Annotated in this window: 20 protein-coding genes; 17 read left to right on the forward strand and 3 right to left on the reverse strand. The window is 60.8% G+C overall.

All coding sequences use genetic code 11. The features are described from left to right. Positions 1 to 95: 95 nt before the first annotated feature. From puuE to AC3WMV_RS14960, 8 genes are all read left to right on the forward strand, one after another. Complete coding sequence (gene puuE, locus AC3WMV_RS14925) at positions 96 to 1,022, forward strand: allantoinase PuuE (protein ID WP_096797017.1); 927 nt, start codon at positions 96 to 98, stop codon at positions 1,020 to 1,022. Further along, positions 1,019 to 1,534, forward strand: coding sequence for a 2-oxo-4-hydroxy-4-carboxy-5-ureidoimidazoline decarboxylase (gene uraD, locus AC3WMV_RS14930; RefSeq protein WP_103368925.1), 516 nt, complete (start codon positions 1,019 to 1,021; stop codon positions 1,532 to 1,534). The genes puuE and uraD overlap by 4 nt, the downstream gene beginning before the upstream one ends. An 88-nt stretch (positions 1,535 to 1,622) precedes the next feature. After that, on the forward strand, positions 1,623 to 2,618 hold the full coding sequence (gene alc, locus AC3WMV_RS14935) for an allantoicase (protein ID WP_003223166.1): 996 nt from the start codon (positions 1,623 to 1,625) through the stop codon (positions 2,616 to 2,618). Between the two features lie 125 nt (positions 2,619 to 2,743). Then, positions 2,744 to 3,247 carry an ureidoglycolate lyase gene (locus tag AC3WMV_RS14940; RefSeq protein WP_041068829.1) on the forward strand — a complete coding sequence of 168 codons (504 nt, stop codon included), beginning with the start codon at positions 2,744 to 2,746 and terminating at the stop codon, positions 3,245 to 3,247. Between the two features lie 51 nt (positions 3,248 to 3,298). After that, positions 3,299 to 4,621 carry a urate hydroxylase PuuD gene (locus AC3WMV_RS14945; RefSeq protein WP_027613343.1) on the forward strand — a complete coding sequence of 441 codons (1,323 nt, stop codon included), beginning with the start codon at positions 3,299 to 3,301 and terminating at the stop codon, positions 4,619 to 4,621. Positions 4,622 to 4,788: 167 nt separating this feature from the next. After that, positions 4,789 to 6,147: a nucleobase:cation symporter-2 family protein gene (locus AC3WMV_RS14950; protein ID WP_103368926.1), complete on the forward strand. Its 1,359-nt coding sequence runs from the start codon at positions 4,789 to 4,791 to the stop codon at positions 6,145 to 6,147. A 157-nt stretch (positions 6,148 to 6,304) separates the two neighbouring features. Further along, entirely contained in the window at positions 6,305 to 7,090 is a 786-nt protein-coding gene (locus AC3WMV_RS14955) for an outer membrane protein OmpK (protein ID WP_103368927.1), read from the forward strand. 373 nt (positions 7,091 to 7,463) lie between these two features. Continuing rightward, positions 7,464 to 8,249, forward strand: coding sequence for an outer membrane protein OmpK (locus tag AC3WMV_RS14960; protein WP_027613346.1), 786 nt, complete (start codon positions 7,464 to 7,466; stop codon positions 8,247 to 8,249). A 90-nt stretch (positions 8,250 to 8,339) separates the two neighbouring features. Here the strand turns inward: AC3WMV_RS14960 and AC3WMV_RS14965 are convergent, their stop codons facing one another. Together AC3WMV_RS14965 and AC3WMV_RS14970 are read right to left on the reverse strand one after the other, a co-directional pair. Then, positions 8,340 to 9,512: a patatin-like phospholipase family protein gene (locus AC3WMV_RS14965; protein ID WP_103368928.1), complete on the reverse strand. Its 1,173-nt coding sequence runs from the start codon at positions 9,510 to 9,512 to the stop codon at positions 8,340 to 8,342. A 35-nt stretch (positions 9,513 to 9,547) separates the two neighbouring features. Next, the gene (locus AC3WMV_RS14970) at positions 9,548 to 10,483 is read right to left on the reverse strand and encodes a lipid A biosynthesis lauroyl acyltransferase (protein ID WP_027613348.1); all 936 of its coding nucleotides are present in this window, start codon (positions 10,481 to 10,483) and stop codon (positions 9,548 to 9,550) included. Between the two features lie 117 nt (positions 10,484 to 10,600). On the opposite strand from AC3WMV_RS14970, the gene minC reads away from it, so the two are divergent. The 9 genes from minC to AC3WMV_RS15015 all read left to right on the forward strand — a co-directional run bounded on the left by minC (position 10,601) and on the right by AC3WMV_RS15015 (position 19,939). Next, entirely contained in the window at positions 10,601 to 11,338 is a 738-nt protein-coding gene (minC, locus tag AC3WMV_RS14975; protein ID WP_027613349.1) for a septum site-determining protein MinC, read from the forward strand. A 199-nt stretch (positions 11,339 to 11,537) separates the two neighbouring features. Beyond that, positions 11,538 to 12,350: a septum site-determining protein MinD gene (gene minD, locus AC3WMV_RS14980; RefSeq protein WP_007960626.1), complete on the forward strand. Its 813-nt coding sequence runs from the start codon at positions 11,538 to 11,540 to the stop codon at positions 12,348 to 12,350. Further along, positions 12,350 to 12,604 (forward strand): cell division topological specificity factor MinE, encoded by a 255-nt coding sequence (gene minE, locus AC3WMV_RS14985; RefSeq protein WP_003223146.1) that lies wholly within the window; start codon positions 12,350 to 12,352, stop codon positions 12,602 to 12,604. The genes minD and minE overlap by 1 nt, the downstream gene beginning before the upstream one ends. 91 nt (positions 12,605 to 12,695) lie before the next feature. After that, a complete protein-coding gene (locus tag AC3WMV_RS14990) occupies positions 12,696 to 13,331 on the forward strand; it encodes an RluA family pseudouridine synthase (protein WP_027613350.1) in 636 nt (211 codons plus the stop codon). Positions 13,332 to 13,382: 51 nt separating this feature from the next. Next, entirely contained in the window at positions 13,383 to 14,480 is a 1,098-nt protein-coding gene (locus AC3WMV_RS14995; RefSeq protein WP_103368929.1) for a hypothetical protein, read from the forward strand. Between the two features lie 172 nt (positions 14,481 to 14,652). Beyond that, positions 14,653 to 15,942: a M18 family aminopeptidase gene (locus AC3WMV_RS15000; RefSeq protein WP_003223140.1), complete on the forward strand. Its 1,290-nt coding sequence runs from the start codon at positions 14,653 to 14,655 to the stop codon at positions 15,940 to 15,942. Positions 15,943 to 16,130: 188 nt separating this feature from the next. Continuing rightward, positions 16,131 to 16,307 (forward strand): hypothetical protein, encoded by a 177-nt coding sequence (locus AC3WMV_RS15005; RefSeq protein ID WP_007965354.1) that lies wholly within the window; start codon positions 16,131 to 16,133, stop codon positions 16,305 to 16,307. A gap of 77 nt (positions 16,308 to 16,384) precedes the next feature. After that, a complete protein-coding gene (locus tag AC3WMV_RS15010) occupies positions 16,385 to 18,538 on the forward strand; it encodes a mechanosensitive ion channel family protein (RefSeq protein WP_103368930.1) in 2,154 nt (717 codons plus the stop codon). A gap of 66 nt (positions 18,539 to 18,604) precedes the next feature. After that, the gene (locus tag AC3WMV_RS15015; RefSeq protein ID WP_103368931.1) at positions 18,605 to 19,939 is read left to right on the forward strand and encodes an amidohydrolase; all 1,335 of its coding nucleotides are present in this window, start codon (positions 18,605 to 18,607) and stop codon (positions 19,937 to 19,939) included. Between the two features lie 438 nt (positions 19,940 to 20,377). Here the strand turns inward: AC3WMV_RS15015 and AC3WMV_RS15020 are convergent, their stop codons facing one another. After that, a complete protein-coding gene (locus tag AC3WMV_RS15020; protein ID WP_025113378.1) occupies positions 20,378 to 21,091 on the reverse strand; it encodes a UTRA domain-containing protein in 714 nt (237 codons plus the stop codon). Positions 21,092 to 21,426: the final 335 nt, after the last annotated feature.

Here is a 21,426-nt window from a genome sequence, read left to right on the forward strand (position 1 = left end):
TGCGAATAAAGTTGTATACAATCAGCCCATCGCTGTGACGCCAGCCTGTGCAGGCCGTTACACAAACCTGTCAACGAATAAGAAGGAAGACTGCAGTGAGCGCTGACTACCCACGCGACCTGATCGGTTACGGCAGTAACCCTCCTCACCCACACTGGCCGGGCAACGCGCGCATCGCCCTGTCCTTCGTGCTCAATTACGAAGAAGGCGGCGAGCGCAACATTCTGCACGGCGACAAAGAATCCGAAGCCTTCCTCTCCGAGATGGTTGCTGCCCAGCCGCTACAAGGCGCGCGCAACATGAGCATGGAATCGCTTTACGAGTATGGCAGCCGCGCCGGCGTATGGCGGATTCTGAAACTGTTCAAGGAATTCGACATTCCACTGACCATCTTCGCCGTAGCCATGGCCGCCCAGCGCCACCCGGACGTGATCCGCGCGATGGTTGAAGCCGGTCACGAGATCTGCAGCCACGGCTACCGCTGGATCGACTACCAATACATGGACGAGGCGCAGGAGCGCGAGCACATGCTCGAAGCGATCCGCATCCTCACCGAACTCACCGGCGAACGCCCACTGGGCTGGTACACCGGCCGCACCGGCCCGAACACCCGGCGCCTGGTGATGGAAGAAGGCGGTTTCCTCTACGACTGCGACACCTACGACGACGACCTGCCCTACTGGGAACCGAACAACCCGACCGGCAAGCCGCACCTGGTGATCCCGTACACCCTCGACACCAACGACATGCGCTTCACCCAGGTGCAGGGTTTCAACAAGGGCGACGATTTCTTCGAATACCTCAAAGACGCATTCGACGTGCTCTACGCCGAGGGCGCCGAAGCGCCGAAGATGCTTTCGATCGGTCTGCACTGCCGGCTGATCGGCCGTCCGGCGCGTCTGGCGTCGCTCAAGCGCTTCATCGAATACGCCAAAAGTCATGAACAGGTGTGGTTCAGCCGTCGCGTCGACATCGCGCGTCACTGGCACGAAACCCACCCGTACCAAGGGGCCGCCCAATGAGCCGCTTTCAAACCCTGCAACCGTCGGCCCTGAGCCGCGACGCCTTCGTCAAAGCCTTCGCCGACATCTACGAACATTCGCCATGGGTGGCCGAGAAGGCTTACGACCTGGGCGTGGACGCATCGATCGACGAGATCGAAACCCTGCACCAGCGCATGAGCGACATCCTGTTGAGCGCCGATCACGCCAGTCAACTGGCACTGATCAATGCTCACCCGGACCTGGCCGGCAAAGCTGCCGTCCAGGGCCAACTGACCGAAGCCAGCACCAATGAACAGGCTGGCGCCGGTATTCACCAATGCACGGCCGAAGAGTTCCAGCGCTTCACCGAGCTGAACGACGCCTACAAGGCCAAGTTCAAGTTTCCCTTCATCATGGCGGTAAAAGGCAGCAATCGGCATCAGATCCTCGCGGCGTTCGAAACGCGCATTCACAACTCGGTCGACACCGAATTCAAATGCGCGCTGGCGGAGATCAACAAGATCGCCCTGTTCCGTTTACTGACTCTTTAGCGAAGCCTGACCCGAGTACATCAGACGCGGAGAGTACCCAGGGTCTTGCAAGCATCCCCAGCCAACTTATTAAAGGCAGACAAGAAGAATGAAAGCTTACGCCGTACCTTTCGAGAAGTTCGTCAACCTGGCCGACGCCCGTCTGGGCACCAAAATCATCTCGGTCACCGATGACTGGTTCGCAGACGCCAATCGTCTGTTTCAGCCGACCCCGGCCGTGTGGAAGGAGGGTGTGTTCGACGACAACGGCAAGTGGATGGACGGCTGGGAGTCGCGTCGCAAGCGCTTCGAAGGCTACGACAGCGCGGTAATCCGCCTGGGTGTACCGGGTTCGATCAAAGGCGTGGACATCGACACTTCATTCTTCACCGGCAACTTCCCGCCATCGGCCTCGCTGGAAGCGTGCTTCCTGGCCTCGGGCGAGCCGGACGAAAACACCCAGTGGACTGAAGTGCTGTCGGCCGTCGAACTGCAAGGCAACAGCCACCACTACCACGAAATCAGCAATGACCAAGCGTTCAGCCACTTGCGCTTCAACATCTACCCGGACGGCGGTGTAGCCCGTCTGCGTGTGTACGGCATTCCGTTCCGCGACTGGTCGGCTGTTGGGGACAACGAACAGGTTGACCTGGCAGCAGCCCTCAACGGTGGCCGCGCCCTCGCCTGCTCCGACGAACACTTCGGTCGCATGAGCAACATCCTCAACCCGGGCCGTGGCATCAACATGGGCGACGGCTGGGAAACCGCACGTCGTCGCACCCCAGGCAATGACTGGGTGATCGTCGCGCTGGGCCATCCGGGCGAGATCGAAAAAATCATCGTCGACACCCTGCACTTCAAGGGCAACTACCCGGACACATGCTCGATCCAGGGCGCGTTCGTCAAGGGCGGTACCGACAGCCAGATCGAAACCCAGTCGCTGTTCTGGCGTGAACTGCTGCCGAGCCAAAAACTGGAAATGCACGCCGAACACACCTTCGTCGAGCAGATCAAGGCACTGGGCCCGATCACCCACATCCGTCTGAACGTGTTCCCGGATGGTGGCGTGAGTCGCCTGCGCGTTTTGGGCAAGGTCGCTAAATAAGGTTGAACCCATCGCTGGCAAGCCAGCTCCCACAGGTTTGTGAACGCCACAGTCCACTGTGGGAGCGGGCTTGCCCGCGATGGCGATAGTTCTAACAACACAGAATTTTGGATAAGAAGAACAGCATGCGCACACTACAGATTGAACCGCTGACCAAAGAAGCCTTCGCCCCCTTCGGTGACGTGATCGAAACCGACGGCAGCGACCACTTCATGATCAACAACGGTTCGACCATGCGCTTCCACAAACTGGCGACGGTCGAAACCGCTACGCCTGAGGACAACGCGATCATCAGCATCTTCCGCGCCGACGCGCAGGACATGCCGCTGACCGTGAGCATGCTGGAACGCCATCCGCTGGGCAGCCAGGCTTTCATCCCGCTGCTCGGCAACCCCTTTCTGATCGTGGTCGCGCCACTTGGCGATGTACCTGTATCAGGCTTGGTCCGCGCCTTCGTCACCAACGGCAGGCAGGGCATCAATTACCATCGCGGCGTCTGGCACCACCCGGTGCTGACGATCGAAAAGCGGGATGACTTCCTGGTGGTTGATCGCAGTGGCACAGGCAATAACTGCGATGAGCATTTTTTCAAAGAGGATGAGCGTCTGATCCTCGCCCCCCACCAATAAGAGAAGGTCTGATCACTCGACAACAAGAGTGACAGGCGAGAGGTAAAGACTGTGGAAGCACATCTGTTGGAATGGCTGAACCTGAGCGTGCGCTGGGTTCACATGATCACTGGCGTGGCCTGGATCGGCGCGTCGTTCTACTTCGTCTGGCTGGAGAACAACCTCAACCGCGTCAACCCGAAAACCGGTCTTGCCGGTGATCTGTGGGCAATCCACGGCGGCGGTATCTATCACCTGGAAAAATACAAACTGGCCCCACCGTCGATGCCGGAGAACCTGCACTGGTTCAAATGGGAAGCCTACTTCACCTGGATGTCGGGGATCGCGCTGCTGTGCGTGGTGTTCTACTCCAATCCCGTGCTCTACCTCGTGGCACCCGGCAGCGGCCTGACCGGCCCTGAAGGCGTGGCCATCGGCATCGGTTCGCTGATCGCCGGCTGGTTCATCTACGACTTCCTTTGCGATTCGGCTCTGGGCAAGAAACCCGCCCTGCTCGGCTTCATCCTGTTCGTGCTGATCATCGGCGCGGCGTATGGCTTCAGCAAGGTGTTCAGCGGTCGTGGTGCGTATCTGCACGTCGGCGCGATCATCGGCACCATCATGGTCGGCAACGTGTTCCGCATCATCATGCCGGCGCAGCGTGCACTGGTCGCCGCGATTGCCGAGAACCGCACGCCGGACCCGGCGCTGCCGGCCAAAGGCCTGCTGCGTTCGCGTCACAACAACTACTTCACCCTGCCGGTGCTGTTCATCATGATCAGCAACCACTTCCCGAGCACTTACGGCAGCCAGTACAACTGGTTGATCCTCGCCGGGATCGCGGTGTTGGCGGTGTTGGTGCGTCACTACTTCAACACCCGTCACGACAGCCACAAGTTTGCCTGGACCCTGCCCGTGGCAGCGGTGGGCATGATCACCCTGGCGTACGTCACCGGCCCTGCGCCGATGCCGACCGCACCGGACGTGGCCAAGGCGCCAGCAAAAATCGAGTACCAGCCATTGCCGGAAACGGCACTGGGCGGTGGCGCGAAACCGGCTGAAGCGGCGGCACCTGCAGCGCCAGCCGCTCCGGCTGCCCCTGCTGCGGCACCGGCGCAAGCGTCCAACGCAGGTCCTGCGTTCGACAAGGTGCACAACGTGATCCAGGAACGCTGCGCGGTCTGCCATTCGGCCAAACCGACCAGCCCGTTGTTCAGCGCGGCGCCCGCCGGTGTGATGTTCGACACCCCCGAGCAGATCCGCCAGAACGCGGCGCGGATCCAGGCGCAAGCCATCACCACGCAGATCATGCCACTGGGCAACATCACCCAGATGACCCAGCAGGAACGTGACCTGATCGGTGCATGGATCGCGCAGGGAGCCCAGACCAACTAAGCAACAAAGCTTCGCGAGCAGGCTCGCTCCCACAGAGATCGCGCAATTCCTGTGGGAGCGAGCCTGCTCGCGAATCGCCTTAACGCGGTTTACCTGATGCAAAGAAACAGCTGTGAGCCACCCGGCAGCTGTTCAATCACAAGAATAAAAAAGATCCGAGGTGTTGCATGTCCGAGCTGTCCAAAGCGCGCATCCCCGACGCACCCGCCATTCAGCGTTTGCCCTTTTTGCAACTGATCCTGGTCGGTTTGCAACATGTTCTGCTGATGTACGGCGGTGCCATCGCGGTGCCGTTGATCATCGGACAGGCCGCTGGCCTGAGTCGTGAAGAAATTGCCTTCCTGATCAACGCCGACCTGCTGGTCGCCGGTATCGCCACCATCGTCCAGTCGCTGGGTATCGGCCCGATGGGCATCCGCATGCCGGTGATGATGGGCGCCAGTTTCGCCGCCGTCGGCAGCATGGTCGCCATGGCCGGGATGCCCGGTATCGGTCTGCAAGGGATCTTCGGTGCAACCATCGCCGCCGGGTTCTTCGGCATGCTCATCGCGCCGTTCATGTCCAAGGTCGTGCGTTTCTTCCCGCCTTTGGTGACCGGCACAGTCATCACCTCGATCGGTTTGTCGCTGTTCCCCGTGGCCGTGAACTGGGCCGGTGGCGGTGCCGCCGCGGCGCAATTCGGTTCACCGATCTATCTGGCCATCGCCGCTCTGGTACTGGCGACCATTCTGCTGATCCACCGCTTCATGCGCGGCTTCTGGGTGAATATTTCCGTGCTGATCGGCATGTGCCTGGGCTACGTGCTCTGCGGTGCGATCGGCATGGTCGACCTGAGCGGCATGGCCAGCGCGCCGTGGGTTCAGTTCGTCACTCCGCTGCACTTCGGCATGCCGAAATTCGAACTGGCACCGATCCTGTCGATGTGTCTGGTGGTGGTGATCATTTTCGTCGAGTCCACCGGGATGTTCCTCGCGCTGGGCAAAATCACCGGTCAGGAAGTCTGCCCACGGATGCTGCGGCGTGGCCTGCTGTGCGATGCCGGCGCCTCGTTCGTTGCCGGTTTCTTCAACACGTTCACCCATTCCTCGTTCGCGCAGAACATCGGCCTGGTGCAGATGACCGGCGTGCGTTGCCGTTCGGTGACCATCGTTGCCGGTGGCCTGCTGATCGTGCTGAGCCTGCTGCCGAAAGCCGCATTCCTGGTGGCGTCGATTCCGCCGGCGGTGTTGGGCGGTGCGGCGATCGCGATGTTCGGCATGGTTGCTGCCACCGGGATCAAGATCCTGCAAGAAGCCGACATCGGCGACCGGCGTAATCAACTGCTGGTGGCGGTGAGCATCGGCATGGGCCTGATCCCGGTGGTGCGTCCGGAGTTCTTCGCGCATCTGCCGCTGTGGATGAGCCCGATCACCCACAGTGGCATCGCCATGGCCACGCTCAGCGCGCTGACGTTGAACCTGCTGTTCAACATCCTCGGCGGCGCCGAACGCGCAGCGATCAACGACTGCCACGCACATCAGCATTAACAGCAACCGATTTAACCCTGTAGGAGTGAGCCTGCTCGCGATAGCGGTATGACATTCAACACTTGAGTTGACTGAAAGAACGCCATCGCGAGCAGGCTCACTCCTACAAAGGGAAACAGCTCTGCGCCTTAAAAATAAAAACAAGAGGGAGCAACCGATGATTCGCACGCAAACCAACGTTCTGTTGAGTGGCGGCCTGCTGGCCGCGAGTCAGGCCATGGCCGGCGATTTACTGCTGTGGCAGACCAACAGCCTGAGCTACCTGTACGGCAAGAACTTCGCGATCAACCCGTCGATCCAGCAGACGGTGACGTTCGAGCACGCCGACAAGTGGAAGTACGGCGACAACTTCCTGTTCGTCGACAAGATCTTCTACAACGGTCAGGAAGACCGCAACAAAGGCCCGCACACCTTCTACGGCGAATTCACCCCGCGTTTCTCGTTCGGCAAGATCTTCGACCGGAAAATCGAGTTCGGCCCGATCAAGGACGTGCTGCTGGCGATGACCTACGAGTACGGCGAAGGCGATAGCGAGGCCTACCTGATCGGCCCCGGCTTCGACCTCAAGGTGCCCGGCTTCAACTACGTGACCCTGAACATCTTCCGCCGCCACACCGAAGGTCCGCGCCCCGGCGACGGCGTCTGGCAGATCACCCCGGGCTGGTCTTACAGCGTGCCGCTGGGCAACTCCGACCTGTTGATCGACGGCTATCTGGACTGGGTCGTCGACAACGACCAGAACTCGCGCGGCACCTACCACGCCAACCTGCACATCAATCCACAGATCAAATACGACCTCGGCAAAGCCCTCGGCTGGAGCCACAAGCAGCTGTATGTCGGCACCGAATACAGCTACTGGAAGAACAAATACGGCGTCGAAAGCAGCCACAACCTCGACACCAACCAGAACACCGCCAGCCTGCTGGTGAAGGTGCACTTCTGAGATGGCCCGCAACCGTGCCCCATACCTGTCGTCGGTGCTCTGTTGCGGGGCACTTGAGAGCTGGCCGAGGAGTCAGTATTCTCCGCGGCCTCTTGAATTCGGTCTAAAAAAAAGCCCGGATTTAATTCCTGACCGACAAGCCAACTTATCCCGGCCCCGGTCAGTACCGAGGCATCCCGAAAACACGCGCAATCGACTGTTTTTCAGCAGCCGAACGGGCGTTTTTTTGCTTTTCGAAAGCGTTGGCCCAGCTCTTGCTATCACCAGCGAAGCTGACCGATCGGATGACTTTTGCAGCGACGAAAAAAGGCGCCACACCAGAGCGCCGATCTTAAAAAAATAAACGTGGAACACCTACTTTGGGAGCAACCGAATGAAACGTATGTGCACCAGCCTGATGCTCGCGGGATCGATGCTGGCCGGCGGCGAGGCCATGGCCGACGGCCTGCTGCAATGGCAGAACAACAGCCTGACCTACCTCTACGGCAAAGACTTCAAGGTCAACCCGGCGATCCAGCAGACCGTCACCTTCGAGCACGCCGATGCCTGGAAGTACGGGGACAACTTCCTGTTCGTCGACAAGATCTTCTACAACGGCAAGCCGGATGGCGGCGTCGGCAACAACACTTACTATGGCGAATTCAGCCCACGCCTGTCGCTGGGCAAGATCCTCGACCAGAAGATCGAATTCGGTCCGGTCAAGGATGTGCTGCTGGCGATGACTTACGAGTTCGGTGAAGGCGACGTCGAGTCGTACCTGATCGGCCCGGGTTTTGACCTGGCGATTCCAGGCTTCGACTACTTCCAGCTGAACTTCTACCAGCGCCACACCGAAGGCTCGCGCGCCGGTGACAACGTCTGGCAGATCACCCCGGTCTGGTCCTACACCATTCCGGTTGGCGACTCGAACATCCTGATCGACGGTTTCATGGACTGGGTGGTCGACAACGACGTCAACAGCAAAGGCGAATACCACGCCAACCTGCACTTCAACCCACAGGTCAAATACGACCTGGGCAAGGCGCTGAATTTCGGCGAGAAGCAGCTGTACGTCGGTGTTGAATACGACTACTGGAAAGACAAGTACGGGATCGACGACACCCGTGCGTTCACCACCAATCAGAACGTGACCAGCTTCCTGGTGAAGTTCCACTTCTGATCTTAAAAGCTTCGCGAGCAGGCTCGCTCCCACATTCGACCGAGTTCCAATGTGGGAGCGAGCCTGCTCGCGAAGGCTTCACCGCAAATCTCAGACTGGAACCACCGACTCGGTGATCCCGAGAAACCGGCACAGCTCCTCACGCTTGGCCAACGCATCGCGCCGTCCCAGGTCGATCAGCTCGCTGCAATACCCCGCCTCGAACAGCAGATAACTCAGCACCCCTGCCCCACTGGTCTTGGTCGCCCCCGGCCCACGCAAAAACAGACGCAACGCCGCCGGCAATTCCTGGCGATGTCGCGCGGCGATCTCGTCGATCGGCTGACTCGGCGCAATCACCAGCACTTCCACTGGCGCCACGCCCAACTCACGAGTCGGCACGCCCTCGGGCATCAGGCGGCTGAACTGGTTCAGACGCTGCAGCAACTCGATGTCGCTCTCCAGACTGTCAATGAACGTGCTGTTGAGCATGTGTCCGCCGATCTGCGCCAGCGTCGGTTGCTGACCGGTGTAGGCGCGCTCCAGCGGCTGCTGCGGATCAAACCCGCGCGGATTGCCGCTGACACCCACCACCAGCACCCGACTCGCACCCAGGTGCAGCGCCGGGCTGATCGGTGCCGACTGGCGTACCGCGCCGTCGCCGAAATATTCCTCACCGATTTTCACCGGGGCAAACAGCAACGGGATCGCTGAACTGGCCAGCAGATGGTCCACCGACAATTGCGCCGGCACGCCGATCCGCCGATGGCGCAACCACGCATCGATCGTGCCGCCGCCCTGATAGAAGGTCACCGCCTGGCCCGATTCGTAGCCGAACGCGGTCACCGCCACCGCATGCAATTGCTTGCGGGCGATGGATTCGGCGATACCGGGCATGTGCAGTTTTTCATTTAGCAGCTCGCGCAGCGGCGAACTGTTGAGCAGCGCCACCGGCAGTTGGCGACCGATGCCGAGCAGGCTGTGACTGACAAAGCGGCTGGCCTGACGGATCACCCCCGGCCAGTCACTGCGCAACACCCGATGGCTGCGAAAGCCCTGCCAGAACAGCGTAAGGCGTTCGATGGCGGCGCGAAAATCGGTGGCACCACTGGCGAGGCTGACCGCGTTGATCGCCCCGGCCGAGGTGCCGACGATCACCGGAAACGGATTGTCCGCGCCCAGCGGCAGCAATTCGGCAATCGCCGCCAGCACCCCCACCTGATACGCCGCCCGAGCCCCGCCGCCGGAAAGAATCAAACCTGTGACCGGTTCCGCTGGGCTCATCGCAACGCTCCATGGTGCTTGAAAGGGTGAGTGAATCAGCCGCGCCGTTTCGGGTAAAGCTTCGGCTCGCCCGGTGGACGACTCTTGAAGCGGCGATGCGCCCACAAGTATTGCTCAGGGCAGGCGCGCAGCGCACTTTCCACCCACTGGTTGATGCGGAGGCAGTCGGCCTCTTCGGTTTCACCCGGGAAGTCTTCCAGCGGCGGATGAATCACCAGCCGGTAACCGCTGCCATCCGCCAGACGTTCCTGAGTGAACGGCACCACCAGCGCCTTGCCCAGGCGGGCGAACTTGGTGGTCGCGGTCACGGTCGCCGCCTGAATGCCGAACAGCGGCACGAAGATGCTTTGCTTGGCGCCATAGTCCTGATCCGGTGCGTACCAGATCGCCCGGCCTGAACGCAGCAGCTTGAGCATGCCGCGCACGTCGTCACGCTCCACCGCCAGCGAATCGAGATTGTGCCGCTCACGGCCCCGACGCTGGACGAAGTCGAACAACGGGTTTTTGTGCTCGCGGTACATGCCATCGATGGTGTGCTGCTGGCCGAGCAACGCGGCGCCGATTTCCAGGGTGGTGAAGTGCGCGGCCATGAGGATCACGCCCTTGCCTTCGCGCTGGGCCTTTTGCAGATGCTCCAGGCCTTCGACATGCGCCAGTTTGGCCAGACGCTCACGGGACCACCACCAACTCATCGCCATTTCAAAAAAAGCGATGCCGGTGGAGGCGAAGTTTTCCTTGAGCAAGCGTTTACGCTCGGCGGCGGATTTTTCCGGGAAGCACAGCTCGAGATTGCGCTTGGCGATACGCCGCCGGTCGCCGGCTACGCGATACATCAATGCGCCCAGCACACGACCGATCGTCAGTAAAACCGCATACGGCAACTGCACGACCAGCCACAACAGCCCCAGACCGCACCAGAGCGGCCAGAAGCGGGGAGAAAGAAAGGCTCTTCGAAAACGCGGGCGATCCATTAAAGCTTCCGTAAATTCAGTGGCCGCGCATTCTACATCGTTCGACCCGGCTTGCGGCTCGCGGGCGTTCTCGTTATAAGTCTCGGCACTTTTAGTGACAAGCCGTTGTATGCCGATATGAGCCAAAACGAATCGCCAGACCGAGATCCCGTGTTCCAGTTGAAGGGCAGCATGCTGGCCATCACGGTGCTGGAACTGTCCCGCAACGACCTCGACAGCCTTGATCGGCAACTGGCCGCCAAAGTCGCCCAGGCGCCGAATTTCTTCAGCAATGCACCGCTGGTCCTGGCGCTGGACAAACTGCCGCCCGGCGAAGGCGCGGTGGATCTGCCCGGCCTGATGCGCGTATGCCGCCAGCATGGTCTGCGCACCCTGGCGATCCGCGCCAGCCGTATCGAAGACATCGCTGCCGCCATCGCCATCGACATCCCGGTGCTGCCGCCGTCCGGCGCCCGCGAGCGACCGCTGGAAGCGCCGGAACCGGAAGTCAAAAAGAAGCCGGAAAAGCCGCCGGAGCCAACGGTCAAACCGACCCGCGTCATCACCACGCCAGTACGTGGTGGCCAACAGATATATGCCCAGGGTGGCGATCTGGTGGTGGTGTCCTCGGTCAGTCCGGGGGCGGAACTTCTGGCCGATGGCAACATCCATGTATACGGCCCGATGCGCGGTCGCGCACTGGCCGGCGTCAAAGGCGACACCAAGGCCCGGATTTTCTGTCAGCAATTGAGCGCTGAACTGATCTCCATCGCCGGGCATTACAAGGTTTCCGAAGATTTGCGCCGCGATCCACTGTGGGGCTCCGGCGTCCAGGTCAGCCTGTCGGCCGACGTGTTGAACATCATTCGGCTTTAACGGATACTGCCGCATTTTCCAAGCATCTCTAAAACGTAGCGAAAACGGCTCAAACGAAGTAGGAAAAAGGAACAAGCAGCGTTTGCCCCCGGCAAGTGCGACTTGCGCCGAATTCCAGCCAAGGCTGTCCGACTGCAGTAGTTTTCAAGAGATGTTTTTCAGGGGCTAAAAAGTCCTTCTTCCTTAGGGGTGAAACACCTTGGCCAAGATTCTCGTGGTTACATCCGGCAAGGGTGGTGTGGGTAAGACCACCACCAGCGCCGCTATCGGTACCGGCCTCGCTCTGCGCGGCCACAAAACAGTGATCGTCGACTTCGACGTGGGCCTGCGTAACCTCGACCTGATCATGGGTTGCGAGCGTCGCGTGGTGTACGACTTCGTCAACGTGGTCAACGGCGAAGCCAACCTGCAGCAGGCCCTGATCAAAGACAAGCGCCTGGAAAATCTCTACGTGCTGGCCGCCAGCCAGACCCGCGACAAAGACGCGCTGACCCAGGAAGGCGTGGAAAAAGTCCTGATGCAGTTGAAGGAAGACTTCGACTTCGTGGTCTGCGACTCCCCGGCGGGCATCGAGAAAGGTGCGCACCTGGCCATGTATTTCGCCGACGAAGCGATCATCGTGACCAACCCGGAAGTGTCCTCGGTACGTGACTCCGACCGCATGCTCGGCCTGCTGGCCAGCAAATCGCGTCGTGCCGAACTCGGCGAAGAGCCGATCAAGGAACACCTTCTGCTGACCCGTTACAACCCGCAGCGCGTCAGCGATGGCGAAATGCTGGGCGTCGAAGACGTGAAGGAAATTCTGGCCGTGACCCTGCTGGGCGTCATCCCTGAGTCGCAAGCGGTACTGAAGGCTTCCAACTCGGGCGTTCCAGTGATTCTCGACGACCAGAGCGATGCCGGTCAGGCGTACAGCGATGCCGTTGATCGTCTGCTGGGCAAAGAAAAAGAACATCGTTTCCTCGATGTTACGAAGAAGGGATTCTTCGAGCGCCTGTTTGGAGGTAGGTAATGAACCTTTTTGACTTCTTTCGTGCCAACAAAAAGCCAAGTACCGCCTCGGTAGCGAAAGAGCGTCTACAGATCATCGTGGCGCATGAGCGCGGCCAGCGCAGCACGCCGGATTACTTGCCAGCCTTGCAGAAGGAACTGGTCGACGTGATCCGCAAGTACGTCAACATCGGCAACGACGACGTACATGTTGCACTGGAAAGCCAGGGCAGTTGCTCGATTCTGGAACTCAACATCACCCTGCCCGATCGCTGAGTCGATCCGGCAGGAACGACGGCGGCTCAGGGCCATTCCCATCGCGGAATGGCCCTGAGCCGCCGTTGGCATTTGTTACGAGGCTGTTTTAATGCCGTTGTCCAACATCCGCATCATTCATCAGGACGCCGCCGTACTGGTGGTCGACAAACCGACGTTGCTGCTCTCGGTGCCCGGTCGCGCCGACGACAACAAGGACTGCCTGATCACCCGCCTGCAGGAAAACGGCTACCCGGAAGCGCGCATCGTCCATCGCCTGGACTGGGAAACCTCCGGCATCATTCTGCTGGCCCGTGACGCGGATACTCACCGCGAACTGTCGCGGCAGTTTCACGATCGTGAAACAGAGAAAGCCTACACTGCGCTCTGCTGGGGTCAGCCGGAGCTGGACAGCGGCAGCATCGACCTGCCGCTGCGCTACGATCCACCGACCAAACCGCGGCACGTGGTCGACCACGAATTCGGCAAGCATGCGCTGACCTTCTGGCGCGTACTGGAACGTTGCGGCGACTGGTGCCGCGTCGAACTGACGCCGATCACCGGTCGCTCGCACCAGTTGCGTGTGCACATGCTGTCTATCGGTCACCCGCTGCTGGGCGACGGGCTGTACGCCCATGAGCAGGCCTTGGCGGCCTGGCCGCGTCTGTGCCTGCACGCCAGCATGCTGAGCTTCACCCACCCGCAAACCGGCGAGCGTTTGCGCTTCGAATGCCCGGCACCGTTTTGAGCGCTGCCTGAGTGGCAGTGCTGTTTATTTGGACAAGGATTTTGTTTTCGGATGAGTTGTATTGATTCCCTGGTAACACCCCTCACGAAAGTTCGTCATCAACTGCTTTACCTGGTTTACGGCAATCAGGATGTGTACCGCCGCGAAGCCAAGTTCAGCATCCTGACCGTACTGTCCCAGGCTAAAAACGGCGAGCGTCCGGCGATCCGCATTCTCACCGATCGCCCCGATGACTATGCGGGCTGGCCGGTCGACACGGTGTTGCTGGATGAAGCGACCCTGACCCGCTGGCAAGGCACCCACGGCTATCACCATCGCCGCAAGGCCTGCGCCATCGCCGCCGGTATGCAGTGGGCGGAAAAAACCCTGTTCGTCGACACCGACACCCTGTTCACCCGCCACCCGAGCCAACTGTTCAAATTCATCGAGCCGAATCGCTCGGTGATGGATCGCTTCGAGTACGACTGGAAAGATGTGCACCAGCGTCCCGACTATCAAAAACTCGGTCGCGACCTGCGCAGCCACGGCGTGACGCCGGATAACGGTTTCAAGCTCTACAACAGCGGCTTGTGCGGCGTGACCGACAGCGACTCAGCGCTGTTCGAAGAGTCGATCCGCCTGATAGATGAGTGGACACTCGGCGGTTTCGAAATCCACACCATCGAACAGATCGCCCTGTCGTATGCCATGCGCGAGCGTCAGGTGGTGGAAGCGCGCAAACACGTCTACCACTACTTCGCGGAAAAACGTTTCTTCCACGCGATGCAGACGTACTTCTTCTCCCAGCACGGCGAGCAGTTCAGCCAGCGCCTGGTGGATCTGTGCAGCGATGTGCCACGGGTCAAACCGTTCCCCTCGGCCTGGCGCCGATTGAAAATCAAATGGAAGCTGCGCCACCAGAAAGGTGCCCTGCGCAAGGTCGGTCGTGATCTGCTGTACGGCAGCGCCGCGCCGGAAGATCCGTACTACAGCGTTTGCCGACACGAATGGTGGGAATGCGCCTCGCGGGAAATTCTGCGTTGGGACGAGAGCCAGCAGAAAAAACTGCTGAGCCAGAAGTCCTGGCCGCAACAGCTGCCGCGTCCGGATAAACCGGAAGATGAAAAAGTCATCATGAACTATTTGAAAAAACGCGTAGCCGCCCGCTGATCCACATTACTCCCTGTGGGAGCGGGCTTGCTCGCGAAAGCGGTGTGTCATCTAAAAATCTGCATTTGACCCACCGCTTTCGCGAGCAAGCCCGCTCCCACCCCGATCCTGCCCGGATTCAATTCCCGGGCCGATGCGTTAAACTCGCGCCCATTGCTGTCTGGAGCTTCTTATGCGCGAAGAGTTGAACCAAGGCCTGATCGACTTCCTCAAGGCCTCCCCTACCCCGTTCCACGCCACCGCCAGCCTTGTTCAGCGTCTGGAGGCCGCCGGTTACGTGCGCCTCGACGAGCGCGAGCCGTGGACCACCGAGGCCAACGGCCGCTACTACGTCACCCGTAACGACTCCTCGATCGTCGCGATCAAAATGGGCCGCAACTCGCCACTGCACGACGGGATCCGTCTGGTCGGCGCCCACACCGACAGCCCGTGTCTGCGGGTCAAGCCGCAACCGGAACTGCAACGTCAGGGCTTCTGGCAACTGGGCGTTGAAGTCTACGGCGGCGCGCTGCTGGCGCCGTGGTTTGACCGCGACCTGTCGCTGGCCGGGCGCGTCACCTTCCGTCGCGACGGCAAGGTCGAAAGCCAACTGATCGACTTCAAGGCGCCGATCGCGATCATTCCCAACCTGGCGATTCACCTGAACCGTGAAGCCAATCAGGGCTGGGCGATCAACGCGCAGACCGAGCTGCCGCCGATCCTCGCGCAATTCGCCGGTGACGAACGTGTCGACTTCCGCGCCGTACTGACTGATCAACTGGCCCGCGAACATGGCCTGAACGCCGATGTGGTGCTGGATTACGAGCTGAGCTTCTACGACACCCAGAGTGCGGCGATCATCGGCCTGCATGGCGACTTCATCGCCGGTGCGCGCCTGGACAACCTGCTGTCGTGCTACGCCGGCCTGCAAGCCCTGCTCACTGCCGACACCGAAGAAACCTGCGTGCTGGTGTGCAACGACCACGAAGAAGTTGGCTCCTGCTCGGCCTGCGGTGCCGATGGCCCGATGCTCGAACAGACCCTGCGCCGCCTGCTGCCGGAAGGTGACGAGTTCGTCCGCACCATCCAGAAATCGCTGCTGGTCTCGGCCGACAATGCCCACGGCGTGCACCCGAACTACGCCGAGAAGCACGACGCCAACCACGGTCCGAAACTCAACGCCGGCCCGGTGATCAAGGTCAACAGCAACCAGCGCTACGCCACCAACAGCGAAACCGCCGGGTTCTTCCGCCACCTGTGCATGGCCGAAGAAGTGCCGGTGCAGAGCTTCGTGGTGCGCAGCGACATGGGCTGCGGCTCGACCATCGGCCCGATCACCGCCAGCCACCTGGGCGTGCGCACCGTCGACATCGGCCTGCCGACCTTCGCCATGCACTCGATCCGCGAACTGTGCGGCAGCCACGATCTGGCGCACCTGGTCAAAGTGCTGAGCGCGTTCTACGCCAGCCGCGAGTTGCCTTAAAAGCTTCGCGAGCAGGCTCACTCCCACAGTTTGGAATGCATTCCAGGGTGGGAGCGAGCCTGCTCGCGAAAGCGGTAGTCCAGACAACACAATTTCATCATTGGACTGACTCAATTCTGATACACATCAGAACCGCTCCGCCAAAAGCGACCTAGACTTAAATCATCCCCTTCGACAAGGCAGTCACCATGATTTCGATGTCCTCCTTCCACGCCATGCTCATTCCGATTCTGTCCGGGATGATCCTGCTGGCGATCGGCTTCAACTTCCGCGACAAGAACGCCGGTGTGTTTGCCATGTGGGTCGGCATGCTGATGATCCTGGCGACCGTGGTCTACAAGATCCTCGCCAAACTCAACGAATAAATCCGCGCCCGGCTCGCATTGATTCTGGCTGCCTCGTACACTCGCTCAATTCGCCCCTTTGCGAGGTTGACCGCCTAGTGTTCGCTCGTCTGTTTGCTCTGCCCTGCCTGCTCCTTGTCTGCCTGATGACGCTGCTGCCGTTGGCCCCTGCCCAGGCGGTCGGTCTGCCGGGGCTGCTGAACACCACCAAGACGCAGCCGGAGGCGCAAGAGCCGCTGGGCCAGTCGCTGGATGAAGTCATCAAGTCGCTGGAAAACGACAAGCAACGCACGCAATTGCTGAGCGATCTGAAAAAGCTGCGCGACGCCACCAAGAAAGCCCAGGCTTCACCGGAAGAAGGCGTGCTGGGCCTGATCGGCGGCACCCTGGCCAGCTTCGAGAAACAGTTCTCCGGTGACGACAGCCCGCTGACCCGCTGGTCCGACGAGTTCGATCTGGCCAGGGACGAACTCGACAACCTGATGTTGCCGGCCAGCGAATGGCTGCCGATCATCTTCGGCTTCGCGGTGATCCTGATGGTCTGGAGCCTGCTCGCCGCCGCGCTGATCTGGCTCGGTCACCGGGTGCGCATGCGCTTCGGCCTGACCGAAGAACTGCCGCAGCATCCCAAGGCCCTCGACATGCTGCGCTTCGCCCTGCGCAAGCTCGGGCCGTGGTTGATTGCATTGGTCATCACCGTTTACATGAGCTACGCGCTGCCGTCGTCATTGGGTAAAAGCCTGGCGATGGTGCTGGCTTATGCGCTGGTGGTCGGCACCTGTTTCTCGGCGATCTGCGTGATCGCCTTCTCGCTGCTCGACGGCCCGCACCGGCACCGGGCGTTGTACATCCTGCGGCATCAGGCGTTTCGTCCGTTGTGGCTGATCGGCAGCTTCGCCGCATTCGGTGAAGCGCTGAGTGACCCGCGCCTGGTCGAAGGCCTCGGCGTGCACCTGGCGCACACCACCGCGACCATCACCAACGTGCTCGCAGCGCTGTTCACCGGGCTGTTCATCCTGCGTTTCCGCCGGCCGATCGCGCACCTGATCCGCAACCAGCCATTGTCCCGTCGCCTGACCCGCCGCGCCCTCAGCGACACCATCGATATCCTCGGCACCTTCTGGTACGTGCCGGCGCTGGTGCTGGTCGGCATCTCGCTGTTCGCCACCTTCGTCTCCGCCGGCGACACCAGCACCGCCCTGCGCCAGTCGCTGATCTGCACGGTGCTGCTGGTGATGTGCATGGTGATCAACGGCCTCGTGCGCCGTCATTCACTCAAACCGCAACGCGGGCCGAAGCGCCATGCGTTGTACTCGGAGCGCCTGAAAAGCTTCTTCTACACCCTCGCCCACCTGCTGGTGTGGCTGATCTTCATCGAGCTCGGCCTGCGCGTATGGGGCAAATCGCTGATCGGCTTTGCCGAGGGCGAAGGGCATGACGTCAGCGTCAAACTGTTCAGCCTGATCGGTACGCTGATTTTCTCCTGGCTGATCTGGATCCTCGCCGACACCGCCGTGCACCACGCCCTCACCCGCTCGCGCAAAGGCCTGGCGAATGCCCGCGCGCAGACGATGATGCCGCTGATCCGCAACGTGCTGTTCGTGGCGATTTTCATCATCGCGCTGATCGTCGCCCTGGCGAACATGGGCATGAACGTCACGCCACTGCTGGCCGGTGCCGGTGTGATCGGTCTGGCCATCGGTTTCGGTGCACAGTCGCTGGTGGCGGACCTGATCACCGGTCTGTTCATCATCATCGAAGACTCGTTGGCCATTGATGACTACGTCGACGTCGGCGGCCACCTCGGCACTGTCGAAGGCCTGACCATCCGCACCGTGCGCCTGCGCGACATCGACGGCATCGTCCACACCATCCCCTTCAGCGAAATCAAAAGCATCAAGAACTACTCCCGGGAATTCGGCTACGCGATCTTCCGCGTCGCGGTGCCGTACAACATGGAAATCGACGACGCGATCAAACTGATGCGCGACGTCGGCCAGAAAATGCGCACCGACCCGCTGCAACGGCGGAACATCTGGTCGCCGCTGGAGATTCAGGGCGTGGAAAGTTTCGAATCCGGCAGCGCGATCCTGCGCGCCCGCTTCAAGACCGCACCGATCAAACAATGGGAAGTTTCCCGAGCGTTCAACCTGTCGCTCAAACGCCATCTGGACGAAGCCGGACTCGATCTGGCGACGCCACGCATGAGCGTGCAGGTCATCACTGCCGGCGGTGGCCAGCCGAAGGAATAGCACTTCGCGCAGACACTCGGGTCACAGGCAGGGAAGCCAGAAAAACAATAACCATGGAGACACCCGATGCAGCTGACACGTATCGCCCAGTCCGTTCTGCTCACTCTGCTGGCCGGCACCGCCAGCGCCGCCACCCTGGACAGCACCCGCGAACAGATCGCCACGCAAGCCAAGGCACTTGAACCGCAACTGCTGGAAACCCGCCGCGACATCCACGCGCATCCGGAACTGGGCAACACCGAGAAACGCACCGCGGAACTGGTCGCCAGACAACTGAAGGCCATGGGCCTGGAAGTCAAAACCAACGTCGCCCGCACCGGCGTGGTTGCCATCCTCAAGGGCGCACTGCCCGGCCCGACCGTGGCCCTGCGCGCCGACATGGACGCGTTGCCGGTCAAGGAAGTCGCCGACCTGCCCTTCGCCTCGAAAGCCAAAGGCACTTATCTGGACAAAGAAGTCGACGTGATGCACGCCTGCGGCCACGACGCCCACACCGCGATCCTGTTGAGCACGGCGAAAATTCTTACGGGCATGCGCGACACCCTGCCCGGCACCGTGGTCTTCTACTTCCAGCCCGCCGAAGAAGGCCCGAGCGACTTCATCCCCGACGGCAAAAACACCTGGGGCGCGAAAATGATGGTGCAGGAAGGCGTGATGAAATCCCCCAAACCCGACGCCGTCTTCGGCCTCCACGTCTGGGCCGGCGTCCCCGCCGGCCAGATCGCCTACCGCCCCGGCGCCACTCTGGCCAGCTCCGACGACCTGCGCATCAAAATCCTCGGCAAACAGACCCACGCCGGCCGCCCGTGGGACGGCATCGACCCGATCACCGTCGGCGCACAAACCATCGTCGGCCTGCAAACCGTGGTCAGCCGCCGCACCGACATTTCGTCCTACCCGTCGGTGGTCAGCATCGGCACCATCAACGGCGGCACCCGCTACAACATCATTCCCGAGTCCGTGGACATGAGCGGCACCATCCGCTCCTACGACTACGGCATCCGCCAGAAACTCCACGCCGACGTACGCCAGACCATCGAAAAAATCGCCGAAAGCGGCGGCGCGAAAGCCGACGTGACCATCATCGAAAAATACGACCCGACCATCAACAACCCGGCACTGACGGAAAAAATGCTGCCGACGTTGAAGTGGGCAGCCAAGGATGACGTGGTCAATGCGCCGCTGGTGGGCGGCGCGGAAGACTTCTCGTTCTTCGCCAAGGAAGTGCCGGGGCTGTTTGTGTTCCTCGGGGTGACACCACGGGATCAGGACATGAGCAAGGCGGCGCCGAATCACAATCCGGGATTCTTTGTGGATGAGTCGGCGCTGGTGGTTGGGGTGAGGACGATGGCGTCGCTGGCGACGGATTATTTGTATGCCAATGCAGGGGCGGGCAAGTAGAGATGAAGTGACAGTGGGAGCGCCTTCGCGAGCAGGCTCACCCCTACAGCAAAACAAAAGCCGACCGCAGGCTCTTCACCACTCAATGGCCGAGTGTCAGCTCGCCGAAAGCTCTTGATCTTGACTCACCGGCCCGTCGGCAGGCTGAGCGGAGGGATTGATCCGGGGGTGGGAGCGCAGCGACCGTTCGACGAAGTCGAACACATCGAGAGGAGGTGCAGCGAAGCAAACCGGAGGCGATGCGCCCGGATCGATCCCGGAGCGAAGGAACCCCGAGCTTTAGCGAGCGGGCCGAACGTCAGGGCACAGACCTTTGGTTCCTTTGGGGCTTTTGCCAAAGGGACTCGCTGTAAAAGCGAAACCGCCAGTGGCAACACCCGAAGCAACGGATATACACCCAAAACCCCAAGAACCTGGTCGGCCCAAAGGCCGCCAAGGTCAAACAACATCTACACCAACGTGAATCGCATCATGCCGCCAAAACTCCAGATCACAATCAATCAACCGCTCATGCTGATCATAATTGACCCGAGCAATCCGTAACCCCGGACTCCCGACAGAAACCCGCAAAGCCGCCGCCGCATCCACCGACAACGACGTCGGCACAATCTCGAACCGCACCCGCCCATAGTGCAAATCGTAATGCCGCGCATAAAGCTCGGTCATCGACTGATTCAAATCAAACCCCAGAATCCCCGGAAAATACTGCGGATTCAGATAGTGCTCCACATACAACACCAGCCGTCCGTCAATCCGCCGCGACCGGCAAATCTGAATCACGCTCGACAAAGCAGGCAACTGCAACAACGCACAAACCGCCACCGACGCCGGCTGCAACCGCGCCGAAATCACCTCGGTCGACGGCACCCGCCCCTGCGCACTGACCATCGCGTGAAAATGACTGCGCTGCATCAGGTTGTACGCCAGACGTGGCGGCGAAACGAACCAGCCACGGCGCTCCTCGCGATAGATCTGCCCCTGCGCCTCCAACTGCAACAAGGCCTCACGCACCGTAATGCGCGTGGTGCCGAACAACTCACTGAGCTTGCGCTCGGCCGGCAACTTGCTCCCGGGCGCGAGCAGGCCGTGATCAAGTTGCTCCTGCAGCACCTGACCAATCGCTGTCACCGCTTTTGTTGCCTCATCGCGCATCAACGTTACCTATCTGGACTAGACCAGCACTGTTTCGGGGCAAAAATCGCACGGCCTGCAAGCCGTTTCCATGTGTTGCAAGCCTAGGCAGTGCAGATGACCGAGAGATGACACACCCGCCCAACGGTCGCCCTCACGACTTGCAATACATCGGCCAAGTCCCTTGCCAGTCGGGGCTTTGACCTTGGTCTACGCTTACCCCGCAAGCGCCGAAACCGGGCCAATAAAAGGCCTGCCGGGTGAGCGCCGACATCAAAGTGTCATCCAGCCCCCTTAAATTGGCTCAGGTATTGCTGACCTAGACCAACACAAACCGCAATCGCAGCGTTGAACAC

The organism is Pseudomonas sp. FW305-3-2-15-E-TSA4, from assembly GCF_058787295.1.

Excerpts from the sequence above, each read along its gene's own strand:
- uraD (WP_103368925.1), top strand. The coding sequence starts at position 1,019 with ATGAGCCGCTTTCAAACCCTGCAACCGTCGGCCCTGAGCCGCGACGCC.
- alc (WP_003223166.1), top strand. The coding sequence starts at position 1,623 with ATGAAAGCTTACGCCGTACCTTTCGAGAAGTTCGTCAACCTGGCCGAC.
- AC3WMV_RS14940 (WP_041068829.1), top strand. The coding sequence starts at position 2,744 with ATGCGCACACTACAGATTGAACCGCTGACCAAAGAAGCCTTCGCCCCC.
- AC3WMV_RS14950 (WP_103368926.1), top strand. The coding sequence starts at position 4,789 with ATGTCCGAGCTGTCCAAAGCGCGCATCCCCGACGCACCCGCCATTCAG.
- AC3WMV_RS14955 (WP_103368927.1), top strand. The coding sequence starts at position 6,305 with ATGATTCGCACGCAAACCAACGTTCTGTTGAGTGGCGGCCTGCTGGCC.
- AC3WMV_RS14960 (WP_027613346.1), top strand. The coding sequence starts at position 7,464 with ATGAAACGTATGTGCACCAGCCTGATGCTCGCGGGATCGATGCTGGCC.
- AC3WMV_RS14965 (WP_103368928.1), bottom strand. The coding sequence starts at position 9,512 with ATGAGCCCAGCGGAACCGGTCACAGGTTTGATTCTTTCCGGCGGCGGG.
- AC3WMV_RS14970 (WP_027613348.1), bottom strand. The coding sequence starts at position 10,483 with ATGGATCGCCCGCGTTTTCGAAGAGCCTTTCTTTCTCCCCGCTTCTGG.
- minC (WP_027613349.1), top strand. The coding sequence starts at position 10,601 with ATGAGCCAAAACGAATCGCCAGACCGAGATCCCGTGTTCCAGTTGAAG.
- minE (WP_003223146.1), top strand. The coding sequence starts at position 12,350 with ATGAACCTTTTTGACTTCTTTCGTGCCAACAAAAAGCCAAGTACCGCC.
- AC3WMV_RS14990 (WP_027613350.1), top strand. The coding sequence starts at position 12,696 with ATGCCGTTGTCCAACATCCGCATCATTCATCAGGACGCCGCCGTACTG.
- AC3WMV_RS14995 (WP_103368929.1), top strand. The coding sequence starts at position 13,383 with ATGAGTTGTATTGATTCCCTGGTAACACCCCTCACGAAAGTTCGTCAT.
- AC3WMV_RS15000 (WP_003223140.1), top strand. The coding sequence starts at position 14,653 with ATGCGCGAAGAGTTGAACCAAGGCCTGATCGACTTCCTCAAGGCCTCC.
- AC3WMV_RS15005 (WP_007965354.1), top strand. The coding sequence starts at position 16,131 with ATGATTTCGATGTCCTCCTTCCACGCCATGCTCATTCCGATTCTGTCC.
- AC3WMV_RS15015 (WP_103368931.1), top strand. The coding sequence starts at position 18,605 with ATGCAGCTGACACGTATCGCCCAGTCCGTTCTGCTCACTCTGCTGGCC.
- AC3WMV_RS15020 (WP_025113378.1), bottom strand. The coding sequence starts at position 21,091 with ATGCGCGATGAGGCAACAAAAGCGGTGACAGCGATTGGTCAGGTGCTG.